Annotated in this window: 12 protein-coding genes; 8 read left to right on the top strand and 4 right to left on the bottom strand. The window is 39.5% G+C overall.

The window, feature by feature from the left end; genetic code table 11:
* Position 1 precedes the first annotated feature (1 nt).
* Positions 2-313, bottom strand: a complete 312-nt coding sequence (locus tag F4W09_RS01300; RefSeq protein ID WP_151503766.1) for a YqfO family protein — start codon at positions 311-313, stop codon at positions 2-4.
* 264 nt (positions 314-577) lie between these two features.
* On the opposite strand from F4W09_RS01300, the gene F4W09_RS01295 reads away from it, so the two are divergent.
* The 4 genes from F4W09_RS01295 to F4W09_RS01280 all read left to right on the top strand — a co-directional run bounded on the left by F4W09_RS01295 (position 578) and on the right by F4W09_RS01280 (position 3,549).
* Entirely contained in the window at positions 578-928 is a 351-nt protein-coding gene (locus F4W09_RS01295; protein WP_151503765.1) for a hypothetical protein, read from the top strand.
* A gap of 1 nt (position 929) precedes the next feature.
* Positions 930-2,615 carry a PepSY-associated TM helix domain-containing protein gene (locus tag F4W09_RS01290; RefSeq protein WP_151503764.1) on the top strand — a complete coding sequence of 562 codons (1,686 nt, stop codon included), beginning with the start codon at positions 930-932 and terminating at the stop codon, positions 2,613-2,615.
* Positions 2,612-2,950, top strand: a complete 339-nt coding sequence (locus F4W09_RS01285; protein ID WP_151503763.1) for a DUF3325 domain-containing protein — start codon at positions 2,612-2,614, stop codon at positions 2,948-2,950. The genes F4W09_RS01290 and F4W09_RS01285 overlap by 4 nt, the downstream gene beginning before the upstream one ends.
* An 86-nt stretch (positions 2,951-3,036) precedes the next feature.
* Entirely contained in the window at positions 3,037-3,549 is a 513-nt protein-coding gene (locus tag F4W09_RS01280; protein WP_151503762.1) for a tetratricopeptide repeat protein, read from the top strand.
* A gap of 60 nt (positions 3,550-3,609) precedes the next feature.
* Here F4W09_RS01280 and F4W09_RS01275 read toward each other — a convergent pair whose 3' ends face one another.
* From F4W09_RS01275 to F4W09_RS01265, 3 genes are all read right to left on the bottom strand, one after another.
* Positions 3,610-4,566 carry a DUF4424 family protein gene (locus tag F4W09_RS01275; RefSeq protein ID WP_151503761.1) on the bottom strand — a complete coding sequence of 319 codons (957 nt, stop codon included), beginning with the start codon at positions 4,564-4,566 and terminating at the stop codon, positions 3,610-3,612.
* A 168-nt stretch (positions 4,567-4,734) separates the two neighbouring features.
* Positions 4,735-5,274 carry a cysteine peptidase family C39 domain-containing protein gene (locus F4W09_RS01270; RefSeq protein ID WP_044739946.1) on the bottom strand — a complete coding sequence of 180 codons (540 nt, stop codon included), beginning with the start codon at positions 5,272-5,274 and terminating at the stop codon, positions 4,735-4,737.
* 113 nt (positions 5,275-5,387) lie between these two features.
* A complete protein-coding gene (locus F4W09_RS01265) occupies positions 5,388-5,843 on the bottom strand; it encodes a hypothetical protein (RefSeq protein WP_151503760.1) in 456 nt (151 codons plus the stop codon).
* A 645-nt stretch (positions 5,844-6,488) separates the two neighbouring features.
* On the opposite strand from F4W09_RS01265, the gene ahcY reads away from it, so the two are divergent.
* From ahcY to F4W09_RS01245, 4 genes are all read left to right on the top strand, one after another.
* On the top strand, positions 6,489-7,871 hold the full coding sequence (ahcY, locus tag F4W09_RS01260) for an adenosylhomocysteinase (RefSeq protein ID WP_016166879.1): 1,383 nt from the start codon (positions 6,489-6,491) through the stop codon (positions 7,869-7,871).
* A 142-nt stretch (positions 7,872-8,013) separates the two neighbouring features.
* The gene (metF, locus tag F4W09_RS01255; protein WP_151503759.1) at positions 8,014-8,850 is read left to right on the top strand and encodes a methylenetetrahydrofolate reductase [NAD(P)H]; all 837 of its coding nucleotides are present in this window, start codon (positions 8,014-8,016) and stop codon (positions 8,848-8,850) included.
* A 24-nt stretch (positions 8,851-8,874) separates the two neighbouring features.
* Entirely contained in the window at positions 8,875-9,591 is a 717-nt protein-coding gene (locus F4W09_RS01250; RefSeq protein WP_151503758.1) for a 16S rRNA (uracil(1498)-N(3))-methyltransferase, read from the top strand.
* Positions 9,592-9,761: 170 nt separating this feature from the next.
* Positions 9,762-12,623 (top strand): sensor domain-containing protein, encoded by a 2,862-nt coding sequence (locus tag F4W09_RS01245; protein WP_151503757.1) that lies wholly within the window; start codon positions 9,762-9,764, stop codon positions 12,621-12,623.
* Positions 12,624-12,636 lie beyond the last annotated feature (13 nt).

Raw genomic sequence — 12,636 nt, 5'->3', positions numbered from 1 at the left:
GCTAAATATCCAAGATTTGAATAAACTCAAAAGCTGGTTCTTCATAAGGATGACTGGTTTTAAGCGCGTGAGCCACTGCTTTGGCATGAGCTTCTGGCACAATCGTTTCTACTCGCCATTCAGGCACTTGCTCTAAACGATTCAACTCACCAATAAATGGATTTGCCCCCTGTACAGGCTTAAACTGCCCCATACCCAGAACTTGCCATGCACAATGTTCATAATTTCCAATTCCCCCCGCACCTGCTGAAAAAATGGCTTGTTTAGTCGACTCTAGGTGACTCTCTGGAACGTAGTAAATTAATTTCAGCATGAGTTCCCTTTTTTCAAATTTATGAGTGTGTATATTGTGGAATGATTACTTCTTAAAACACAAGTGACCGTTCTTACTTCACAAACCATATGATTTCTAACATCAAATTAAAAATGACATTGCATACCTGAGAATCAAACTTCAGTAAAAATAAGTATTTTAATGTTTCATCCACAATTTCAATAAAGTACATTTATTTATTAAATAATAATTGTTATCATTTGCATTAATATTTAACCAACTCCTATCTTCAGATGCTCTCTCATGAATAATTCAAGTGCGCCAGACCAGCTGATAGCAGCCCCCACACTCAAAATTAAACCCAAATCGCAGACAGACTCGACCTTGCTCAAATATCGTTGCATGGTGTTTTATCGTTTTGTTTTAGCCATTTTCGGTGGCTATCTACTTTCAGCCCTGACCGCAATTGTTATTGCGAAAGCATTTATCGACTCTCGAGCGACTGCTGTAATCGCCGCAACCCTATTGGCTTTTTGCATTCATTGCGCTGCATTTATTTGGGTATTTATGGTGCATAAAACGATCAAAGCCAGCCTTGGCATTTTTATTCCATGCCTCGTTCTTTGGTTAACTTCGCAATTTTTAGGGGCTTGATATGCGTCCAGATGACAAAGTTGAAGGCCCTCGTCAGTCCATGTCGTGGTTACACACGTGGGCAAGTCTGATTTTAGGTTGGCTGCTATATGCCATTTTTGTAACGGGCACGCTCAGTTTTTTCCAGAACGAAATTACCGTATGGATGAAACCAGAACTGCATCAATCCGTCGCCAATAATACCCAAATCCAACAAACTCAAATTGCATTAAATTATCTGCAAAAGAATCATCCTAATGCAGGAAGTTGGATGATTTCTCTGCCAAACTCTCGTCAAACCACCACTGAAATTATGGTGCGTAAACAAGGCGAAGATCCGCATGCTCGACGTGGTGGTGAACGTATTAGTTTAGACAGCCAAACTGGAGAAGTTTTACAGGCACGAGATACACGTGGCGGCAGTTTTCTCTATCGTTTCCATTTTGAACTGTACGGATTACCACGACTTTGGACTCGTTGGTTAGTAGGATTAGCCACCATGCTCATGCTGGTTGCAATTGTAAGTGGCATCATTACTCACAAAAAAATCTTCAAAGACTTTTTTACGTTCCGTTCAGGCAAGGGACAACGTTCTTGGTTAGATGCGCATAATGCAACCGCGGTCTTTGCACTGCCCTTTCATATCATGATCACCTTCAGTGGTTTATTACTCCTGATGTTCATGTTTATGCCTTGGGGAATTAATCAGATCTATTCAGATCGTCAAGAATTTCTCAAGGATTTACGTCCACAAAGTAATGCTCAACCATCAAAGCCGCCATCAGAATTACGTGGTTCTGGACGGGGGGAACAAGAGCGTGGTGAGCATGGACGTCATAAAAGAGAAGCAGAACCTCAAGCGGCACCAATGGCTGATCTGACTCCAATGTTGAACTATGCAGCATCTCAGTGGCAAAACAATCCCATTGGTTCAATTCAAATCATTGCTCCAAATACCACGGCGGCGAGTGTCGAAATTAAAGCACTGTATGCAGAAAGTGTCATTGCACGAAATATTATGCCCACGTTTACCTTTAATGGAATGACTGGTATCAACACGACAGAGCAAAATTCACCTTATCGGGCCTCAGTTCCAATGGGCATTTATAATGTCGTGACTGTTTTACATGAAGCACGTGGCCTAGATTTAACACTACGTTGGTTATTGTTCTGTTCTGGGATTCTGGGCACTTTAATGGTCGCAACAGGACTTATTTTATGGTGTGTCAAACGTGCGCCACAACAACAAAAACAAGGTTATAAATCTTTTGGTTATCGCTTAGTTGAAGTCACCAATATTACGGTAATTATTGGTTTACCTTTGGCTTGTGCAGGTTATTTTTATGCAAACCGATTATTACCAGTGCAACTCGAAACACGTTTAGATTGGGAAATTAATATTTTCTTGATTACGTGGTTATGCTGCCTTATTTATGCCATTTTCCGTACCCATCGTCAGGCTTGGTTGGAATTACTCGGGTTCGCGACCATCATGTTTGCTTTGCTGCCTATTTTAAATGCACTGACAGGTGGTCATGCGTTATGGCTCAGTATTGCAGAAGGACAATGGATGATTGCCAGTTTCGACCTCATGGCATGGGCTTTGGCATTCATCTTTGGCATGGCTTATCTTAAAGTCAAAAATCATAAAGGATTAACTGCCAAAAAAACCAAAACAGCTCCTCGGCCACAGGAGCTAACATCATGATGTTCTTTTTATTGATTTGGTCATTATCTAGCTTAGCCTTTATTGCCTTAGCCAGTTCGATGTCGAAACATCAAAAACAGATTTTTGGCAATGAACTCAACGCCATACAAACGCGCTACGCCACAATCATAGGATGGCTACTACTCACCTTTAGTCTAGTGATATGTATCCTGTCAGGAAAACTCAGCAATATGCTCAGTTTCTGGGTAGGTGTCCTCAGTTTTGCTGCTTTATGTGTCGGTGTATCTTTGAGTTATTTTGAGCAGAAAATCAAAGCCTTTACACTTGCACTTTGTATGCTTAGTCTCATGAGTGCAACGATACTATGGTTTTAATGCTGCACTCCGTCAAAGCTTTTAGGCTATAATCACTGAGCCAATCTTCGGATTGGCTTTTTTAATTGACTGCCTTTGGAATTTCTATGTCTCAACTTCCTTCTATTTCAGCAGAACTGATTAATCGTGCAATTGCTGGTAATGCAGCAGCACAGTTCGAGGTTGCCACTTTATACATGGAAAGTGAAGATGAACAGCACATTGAGCTTGCCGAAGAATGGGCGCTGAAAGCGGCTGCAAATGGTCATGTCGAAGCCATGTACTGGCTCGGTGAAGGCTATACCGTTTATGCAAAAGAACTGCTAGATGAAGATCCAGAAGAAGCCAAATATTATTTTGAACAAGCCTACCATTGGCTTAAGCAGGCTAGTAGCGTCAAACATGCGGCTTCTATTTTAGAACTGGCAGGTTTCTACCGTCGTGGCGATGTGGTCGAAAAAGATGTTGTAAAATCTGTAGCCTTGGTACAACAAGCCGCAGAGCTGGGTGAAGTACAAGCCATGCGCGACTTAGCTTGTATTTATGCTCATGGTTTAGGCGTTGAAATTGACGAAGCCAAAGCAGATGAATGGGACAATAAAGCGCAACAAGCTAGCTAAGCTTGAGTAATAAAAACAGAAACTCTTTTTGAAACGGGTTTCTGTTTTAATATCCTCTATTTACGAACGAACATGAACAAAAATAAGGTCTAAATCTCGCTTTGGTAGAAAATTCTTTTTCCTCATTTCAAAACGTGTTGGGCTAATTTTTTTGACTTCTCCGTCCCAACAAAATGACACCAACTCCCCTGCATCTCGCTCTACAGTCAGTTTAAAATCTGCTATCGGTTTTGCCCAGTTTGCCCCTGTTGTTAAAATATAACTTAATGCTTGATAGGGCGCGTGCTGTGCCTTAGCTTTGGCAAGTCCCGCTTTAAAGTGCTGATCCATACAGTAGGTTTTTTCATCTTCTTCTGGATAAAGTGATACTGAACCACCTACCAATGGTGCATATTGATGCTGAATACGCGTAGTACTGTTGGCTTTAAAATTTTGCTGCCAACTATAAATAACCTGCGCTTCCCAATAGATTTCATCACCTGCTTGATAAGGTTTTAACAATTGCTGCACTTGAGGTTCTTTACAGGCAAACATCCGACCACTGTAATCAACGTCTTGCTGCATATTCCACGGATACATCAAATCGTGTTCAGTAAAACCACATTTCTTTAAAGCACTGGTCACATCAATAGGATCAGCTTCCCAATTCACTTCACCTTGCTTGGTCAGCGTTGGTAAAAAAGCCCGTACATGCTGCTGTGGTTGAATGCTTTTACCATTGGCTTGTATTTTAAAACTTTGCAGCAAATGTTCAGTATTCGCAAAATCGCTTTCACGTGAACTTCCCACACGAGGTAAAGGAAATAAGACCGTTTCTTGAATATCTTGATCAGTCAGATTCTTAAATTGATAATCCACGCGAATCTGCTTTTTACTCACAAATAAATCTTCACTTTGCATGGAGATTTTAGGATTTTTCAGATATTGCACACCACCTGTCGCCACAAAACCTGTACTATCATTGGCATTGACCCAACCACACAGACACAAGAGCCCTAAACCATAACCCCATTTCATCTTATTCATCCTTCTTCTATTTTTAGTTCTTCAATACTTTATACATAAGCCAATAATTGATAATCAGATCAATATTACACTTCACCCTTGATATTAAACTCTACTCAACAGCATGACTTTATCCATTCTAGAGTTTAACGAAATAGATAAAGTCAAAGTTCGAATCATTTAGTTCAGCGTAGTCGATTGAAGTTTCACCTCACGATCATCAATCACAATCGCTTGTCGGCAAATCCCTTCTGCTTTTCGTTGCTGTTCAAATACTAAGGCAGGCATTGGTTCAAAATTATCAAAGAAACAAATTTCCTGATCATCGATTGAATAGACCAAGGACTGGTTGCCCACTTCATCTAATGTGTCATAGTAGACAATCACCATTTTACCCTGCTCAATCTGGGACTGGATCTGGGTATAGCTCAGCGCAGGCTCAATTGGGATACGTAAAGCTTTCGCTTCGGCATAACTTTGTCGTTCGGTTCGGTCAATATTCGGGTCGGGATCGGTATGGAAAGAAACGTGAAATCCAATCTTCTTTAAAGCAACCGCTAATGCAATGGTAAATGTACCATCTTGACGATCATGTCGGCATAACTTAATCAGCTCATTCATATCGACATGTGTACCATGATGCTGTAACAACATCCAAACGGCAAATACACCACAATTCGCTTCTAGATTCAGCAAAGAATCAGGAATCTCTAAAGCCATACGTTCACTCTCAAGATAATATGAGGCGGATGATATATAAATTGATCGATAAAATTAAGATTTATTAAAACATAGTCGCTTTATAGTTCATTTTTACATAGTTTTCTTTATCGTCATGGTGCATTTTTGAGATACATGAATAAAATCCAACCTGCAAACAATATTGTCCACCCTACAATAAAGAATACAGCAATAAATACATAGCGTTTAGGTTTAGACCACGTTTGAATTGTATGAGATGGATTGATGGCTTTCTTTATCATTAAGCCTAAAGCCGCCAATAAGGCAAAGATACTAATAAGCTGCAAGCCCCATAAAATTTTTGCCAACCACGAACCACGTAGGTCAAACCATTGCTGTGAATAAAAATACATAGATTTTTGTGGTTGAGCTGGGTTAACTAACACCATCGCCTGACCATTTAAAAATTGATTTTTCAACTTAGATTCAGTGAGTTGACGCAGTCCCGGTGGTTCATCTGTCAACAACATTGCATATTGACGGACTAAATCACTTTGTTCTGCTAAATAATGTTTACCTTGATATTCATATTGATAAATTACATTCATATAGGCATAACTCACACTTCTCGAACGCCGATAAACATTTGATTGTGAATCGATGAGTTGAACTTGACTGACATGCTGTCAATGAGGATGCGTCCATTCAAATTCTTTTAATTGTAATTTAGGAGAAGCACCCCAAATCATCTGAAAAAATACATAACAAATAAAAATTGAAATAGAATCCGATGTTTTGATATATATTTTCTAAGGATTAACAAATAAATAGCAAAATGAAATACGACGGCATAAACCACTATGCGTAGATTTTCTCCGTAGAAAAACATCAAATAAAGCCCAAAAACTACTGCGATTCCCCCAAATATCTGTACTACATTTTCTTTTACAGTATCCAACTTTTCATTCATCCATTCATTTCACATATTTATATTTATCAGTAGATAAGTTTAAGACATCACAATTCTGCTGAATACAGTTGATACGTTTTTATACAATCTTCATTGGAACAAAACCAAAATGTGGGTACAATACTCCGCAGTCGAGGGATGCTGCGACTTTTTCACAGGCTGATTTTCAAAAACAGTAATGTGAAATCGCTAGGCTCGACGATTCGGTTAGACATTCGTGCTAATCAACAACGGCATCCGCGAACATAATGATCAATTTTTATTTTTAATTAAGGAGATCGTAATGAACGCGGTTAATGCTTCATTTACAGATTACAAAGTTGCTGACATCACTCTAGCTGACTACGGCCGTAAAGAAATCAAACTTGCTGAAGCAGAAATGCCAGCATTGATGGGGCTACGTAAGCGTTATGCTGCTGCAAAACCACTTGCTGGCGCAAAAATCCTTGGTTGTATCCACATGACCATTCAAACTGCTGTTCTTATTGAAACATTGGTTGAATTGGGCGCAGAAGTTCGTTGGACTTCTTGTAACATCTTCTCTACTCAAGACCACGCTGCTGCTGCAATCGCTGCTTCTGGTGTACCTGTATTTGCTTGGAAAGGTGAAACAGAAGAAGAATATGTATGGTGCTTAGAACAACAAATCAATGTGAATGGCAAACCTTGGGATGCCAACATGATTTTGGATGATGGCGGTGACTTAACTGCACTTGTACATGACAAGTATCCAAATGTTTTAGCTAAAATTCACGGTATTACTGAAGAAACCACGACAGGTGTTCAACGTCTGCTTGAAATGTGGAAAGACGGTTCACTTAAAGTTCCTGCAATTAACGTTAACGACTCAGTAACTAAATCTAAAAACGACAACAAATATGGTTGCCGCCATTCATTAAATGATGCCATTAAACGTGCAACTGACATGCTCCTTTCTGGTCGTCGTGCGCTTGTGATTGGTTATGGTGACGTAGGTAAAGGTTCTGCACAATCTCTTCGTCAAGAAGGCATGATTGTACGTGTAACTGAAGTTGACCCAATCTGTGCAATGCAAGCATGTATGGACGGTTACGAAGTTGTTGCTCCTTACAAAAACGGCGTGCAAACAGGTAAAAAAGAAGATATCAATCTTGACCTTCTTCAAAATACTGACCTCATAGTAACGACAACGGGTAACTACCACGTTTGTGACGCTGCAATGTTAGATACATTAAAAGCGGGCGCTGTTGTATGTAATATCGGTCACTTCGATACTGAGATCGACACAGCATATTTACGTGGTTACAAGTGGGTTGAAGTTAAGCCACAAGTTCACCAAGTTTACCGCTCTGAAAATGACAGCGATTACCTCATTCTTCTTTCAGAAGGTCGTTTGGTTAACCTTGGTAACGCGACAGGTCACCCTTCACGTGTTATGGATGGTTCATTTGCCAACCAAGTCTTGGGGCAAATGCACTTATTCGCTGAAAAATTTGCTGATCTTCCTGAAGATCAAAAGCAAGCTGCGATTCGTGTAGAGCTTCTACCTAAGAAATTAGATGAAGAAGTTGCTGCAGCAATGGTTGCTGGTTTTGGTGGTGTCTTGACTCAATTGACTCAAGAACAAGCAGACTACTTAGGTGTAGCGGTTGAAGGTCCATTCAAATCGGACGCTTATAAATACTAATTTTTCATCTCTGCTAAATCCTCTCCTGACAGGAGAGGATTTTTCCCTGAATTAAATACCGCAAGGTTCCTCTCTCCCTCTAGGAGAGGTTTCAGGCTGAGGGTAAAAATTAATACAAGCATTTATAAAAAAGGATTTGAACATGTCGAAACACATTCCTATTTCTTTTGAGTTTTTTCCGACCAAAACGGATGCGGGCGCAGAGAAGCTCAAAGTCGTACACCAAGAATTACAACTCCTAAACCCTGAGTTCTTCTCAATTACTTATGGTGCTGGTGGCTCAACTCGTGAACGTACCTTAGCTGCCATTGCTGAATTTAATGGTAAAGGCACACCAGTTGCACCACACTTATCTTGTATTGGTGATGACAAAGCTCGTATCGCTGAATTACTCGACATCTATAAAGCCCAAGGTATTGACCGCATCGTCGCTTTACGTGGGGATTTGCCTTCTGGTCAGGTCGGTTTAGGTGAATTACCTTATGCAACAGATTTGGTTCGCTTTATTCGTGAACATTCAAATGATCACTTTCACATTGAAGTTGCTGCATATCCTGAAATGCATCCACAAGCAGAAAGCTTTGATTTAGATATTCAACGTTTTTGCGATAAAGCCAATGCAGGTGCTAACGCTGGTTTAACCCAATTCTTCTTTAATCCAGATGCCTACTTTTACTTTGTAGATCGTATTCAAAAAGAAGGTGTAAATATTCCAATTGCACCTGGCATTATGCCAATTACCAATGCAAGCAACTTGATTCGCTTTGCAGATGGAACGGGCGCTGAGATTCCACGCTGGATTCGCAAGCAACTAGCAACTTATGGTGATGATACGGTAAGCATTAAAGCTTTCGGCCATGAAGTTGTGGTCAAACTTTGTGAACGCCTGATTGCTGGTGGTGCTCCAAGCTTGCACTTTTACACGATGAATACTACTGATCCAACTCGTCAGCTTGTCACTGACCTTGGTTTAGCTTAACCCTAACTTGACGAGTTGTACTTTATGCCACGTTTTTATATTGAAGCTGAATTAGCGGTTGATACACAGATTGAACTGACCGAAACTGTTTTTCATCATTGGTGTAAAGTACTACGCGCGCAAGTGGGAGACCAAGCCACCTTGTTTAATGGACAAGGGGGGGAATATAACGTAGAACTTACTGAAGTATCCAAAAAGTCAGCCACAGTTCAAGTATCAACATTTAACCCATCCGATCGTACTCCTGCTATTCGTACCTTACTTGGTCAAGTGATGAGCAAGGGAGATCGAATGGATTATGCCATTCAAAAAGCTGTTGAACTGGGTGTATCCGAAATTCAACTGTTGACTTCTGAACGCTGTGAAATGCGCTTGAAATATGACCGTGATCAAAAGAAGTTAGATCATTGGCAAGGCATTGCGATTGCAGCCTGTGAACAATGTGGCATGAACATTGTGCCAAAAATTCTTGCACCACTCAGTTTAGAGAAATGGCTTGCGTCTGAACTGCCAGAGACTAAACTTGTGCTCGCACCTAATAAGGATGAAACAAGTCCTTTGAGCAACGCAAAGGCAAATATTGCACTGCTCATTGGGCCCGAAGGTGGTTTAAGTGAAACCGAAATTCAAACTGCAAATGAAGTTGGTTTTGTTAACTGGTGCATCGGCGAGCGAGTATTACGTACCGAAACTGCCCCTGTTGTTGCATTAGCCATCCTAAATTACAGTGTTAGACCATAGTTTTTCTAAAAAGACGAAAATACGGATAGATAAGATTGATATTTATGCATAACCTGATTAATCTAAAAGTGATTCAATGCCTTGTGATTTTATTAAAAGACTAAGTAAATAAATGGAACGTATAACCTATACAGTATCTAGAACAAAACAAAAATAAGGTTATGAATGTTATGCTCGATTTTTTAGATGCGAATCTTAGATCGCAGTTACAAGCTGCGCAAATTCATAATTCCATAAGGCATATCCAATTATTTTTGGTGAGTATTCTCATTATTTTTTTATATGTTTATTGTGTTTACCAATTTAATTTTTCACACTTTTCTCTCTATTTTAATGTTTGGTTCTTGCTCACAGAGCTCTTCGTTGGCAGTTTTTGGATACTGACCACAACTCGATTTAAATTTGAACAATACACCATCTCCCAAGCACATCACTGGGTGCAATTTCTCTGCCTAGGAACAGGTATTCTGATTGCCACTGGAATCAGTCTTATTTATTACTATTTACCTCAGGTCAATCCAAGTTTTGAACCTGTCCACGCTTTAACATTATCGGCCTTACTGTTAATCGTGACTCAAGCATTAGCACTTACCTTCTTAACCCAACGGCTTGATTATTTTTGCTTAATTTTCATTCCATCTATTGTTCCCTATTTTATATCTCAATTTATACTTACTGATCAAATTAACCAATTATTTCATCTGACCGTGAACTTCGTTCTCATCGTCATTTTATTGTGTGCCAATTCAACTGTACGAATTCATAAACGCTTATCTGCTTTATATTTGCACAATGGTCAACTCATAAAAAATGCTGAGCAACAAGTGATTCGGACTGAAGAATTATGCGAACAACTGCAAAATGAAATGAACAAATCTAAAGAAATTGAATTACAACTACAGCAAAATAACCAGCACTTAGAGCAAAAAATTCAAGAACGTACTTTTGATATTGAACAAATGAACCGTAATCTAGAAAATCAGCAACAAAACTTGGATCTTGCCCATGAAATCGCAGGTTTAAAACCTTGGGACTGGAATATTAAAAAACGTCACATATCAGTCAGTAACTACCAGCAGCAAAAAAAGCGTAAGCATTCAAAAGAACACAGTATTCAGCTACAAAACATCATTCATCCAGATGATTTGTTGTGTTTTAAAAAAGCGTTAAAACAGCATCTTCGTGCCGAGACCGATCGTTATGAAGCGACCTATCGTGTACAGCAACCCAATGGTGAATGGACGTGGGTACATGATATTGGACGTGTGATTGAACGTGATCCAACCAATAAGAAACCTTTGCGTATGGTGGGTATACAGCGTGATATTCATCAGGAACGTACCGATCAAGAGCGTTTAAAACTGGCTGCCAGTGTCTTAGAGCAAGCAGCTGAAGGTATTTTTATCCTCGACAAACATTTAAATTATGTCAATGTAAACCCTTTTTATGAAAAGATCACAGGCTTTGATAAAGACCAATTTTTAGGTCAGCATCTTTTTGCAATCACATCAAACCATAAATCCTCACAGCAACAAAATCATCAGGCAATTTTGGAGCAATTAGCCCGTACAGGGGAATATGATGGCGAGCTCACTGAAAAATTTAGCACAGGGAAAGAACTGACATTTTGGCTACATATCAATGCCATACAGGATGAGCATAATCGTGTCATAAACTATATTGGGATTGTTTCTGATCTGACAGAACGTAAACTTCAGGAACAACGCTTATCTTATTTAGAAAATTACGACACATTAACGGACTTACCAAACCGTTTTTATTATAATTATCAACTACATCAATACTTAGTATCTCATCAAGATTCCATTCAACAGCTTGCTGTGATTCGACTCAATATTGACCGCTTCCGCCCTCTCAATGAATATTTAAGCAATAATGGTGGCGATGAACTGTTAAGACAAGTCGCTCAGCGTCTGCGCTTGACCAACACGGATGCACTGTTCTTAGCACATTTAAATGGTGATGATTTTGCCATTGTGTATGAGATTTCTCATATCCGCCCATCAATTCAACAACATTGTCAGCGTATTCAAGATGCTTTTGCCGAACCTTTTGAGATTTTTGGACAAGAACATATTATTACCGTATCAATGGGTATCTCATTCTATCCTGAACATGGTCGACAACTTGATTATTTAAATAATTGTGCTGAACAAGCCTTGACTGAAGCGAAACGTTTAGGCGGTCACACCATGAAATATTATTCGAGCGATAACACCGCTTTACTTGAACAAGGCATTTATTTAGAACGCGACTTACGCCAAGCCATTCGTAATGATGAGCTGGTTGTTTATTATCAACCTAAAATCGACTTTAAAGATCAACATGTTTACGGTTTTGAGGCTTTGGTTCGCTGGAATCATCCAACCAAAGGCATTATTCCCCCTGCACTTTTTATTCCAATGGCTGAAAAAACCAGCTTAATTTCAGATATTGGAAGAATTGTCATTCGTAAAACAGCTAAGCAAATTAGCTATTGGAATTCGATTGGTTTTAAAAATATTTGCGTATCTGTCAATGTCGTTGCTCAACAATTACAACGTGGACAACTTCTCTCCGATTTAGATGAAGCCATTGCAACGTATCAAATTTCTGGTGAAAGTTTAGAACTTGAAATTACTGAATCTTCCCTGATTGAAAACTCAAAAACTGTCAAAATATTATTGGACCAAATTAAGCAACGTCATATTAATATTGCCCTAGACGATTTTGGTACAGGCTATTCCTCTCTGGCTTATCTCGCAGATTTCCCAATTGATATTCTAAAAATAGATCGTGCCTTCATTGCCAACATTGGAGATGGCAAACAAGATGCCATTATTAGTGCCATGGTCGCCATGGGTAAAGCAATGGGATTAACAGTCGTCGCTGAAGGAATTGAGACTGAACAGCAGCTCTGCTATCTGGAAAAACTACAATGCGACATTGCCCAAGGTTATCTTTTTTCTAAACCACTCTCTGAAAAAAATGCCACCGAATACTTGCAATTACATAAACTTATCCCTTCTTAGTCTAAGTCAATAG

The organism is Acinetobacter tandoii (genome assembly GCF_008867985.1).
Taxonomy (GTDB): Bacteria; Pseudomonadota; Gammaproteobacteria; order Pseudomonadales; family Moraxellaceae; genus Acinetobacter; species Acinetobacter tandoii.
This window is presented reverse-complemented; position numbering and strand designations above follow the sequence as displayed.

Bases quoted from the DNA above. Each gene is read 5' to 3' on its own strand.
- F4W09_RS01275 (WP_151503761.1), bottom strand. From the start codon at position 4,566: ATGAAATGGGGTTATGGTTTAGGGCTCTTGTGTCTGTGTGGTTGGGTC.
- metF (WP_151503759.1), top strand. From the start codon at position 8,014: ATGTCGAAACACATTCCTATTTCTTTTGAGTTTTTTCCGACCAAAACG.
- F4W09_RS01300 (WP_151503766.1), bottom strand. From the start codon at position 313: ATGCTGAAATTAATTTACTACGTTCCAGAGAGTCACCTAGAGTCGACT.
- F4W09_RS01250 (WP_151503758.1), top strand. From the start codon at position 8,875: ATGCCACGTTTTTATATTGAAGCTGAATTAGCGGTTGATACACAGATT.
- F4W09_RS01265 (WP_151503760.1), bottom strand. From the start codon at position 5,843: ATGAATGTAATTTATCAATATGAATATCAAGGTAAACATTATTTAGCA.
- F4W09_RS01280 (WP_151503762.1), top strand. From the start codon at position 3,037: ATGTCTCAACTTCCTTCTATTTCAGCAGAACTGATTAATCGTGCAATT.
- F4W09_RS01270 (WP_044739946.1), bottom strand. From the start codon at position 5,274: ATGGCTTTAGAGATTCCTGATTCTTTGCTGAATCTAGAAGCGAATTGT.
- F4W09_RS01290 (WP_151503764.1), top strand. From the start codon at position 930: ATGCGTCCAGATGACAAAGTTGAAGGCCCTCGTCAGTCCATGTCGTGG.
- ahcY (WP_016166879.1), top strand. From the start codon at position 6,489: ATGAACGCGGTTAATGCTTCATTTACAGATTACAAAGTTGCTGACATC.
- F4W09_RS01285 (WP_151503763.1), top strand. From the start codon at position 2,612: ATGATGTTCTTTTTATTGATTTGGTCATTATCTAGCTTAGCCTTTATT.
- F4W09_RS01245 (WP_151503757.1), top strand. From the start codon at position 9,762: ATGCTCGATTTTTTAGATGCGAATCTTAGATCGCAGTTACAAGCTGCG.
- F4W09_RS01295 (WP_151503765.1), top strand. From the start codon at position 578: ATGAATAATTCAAGTGCGCCAGACCAGCTGATAGCAGCCCCCACACTC.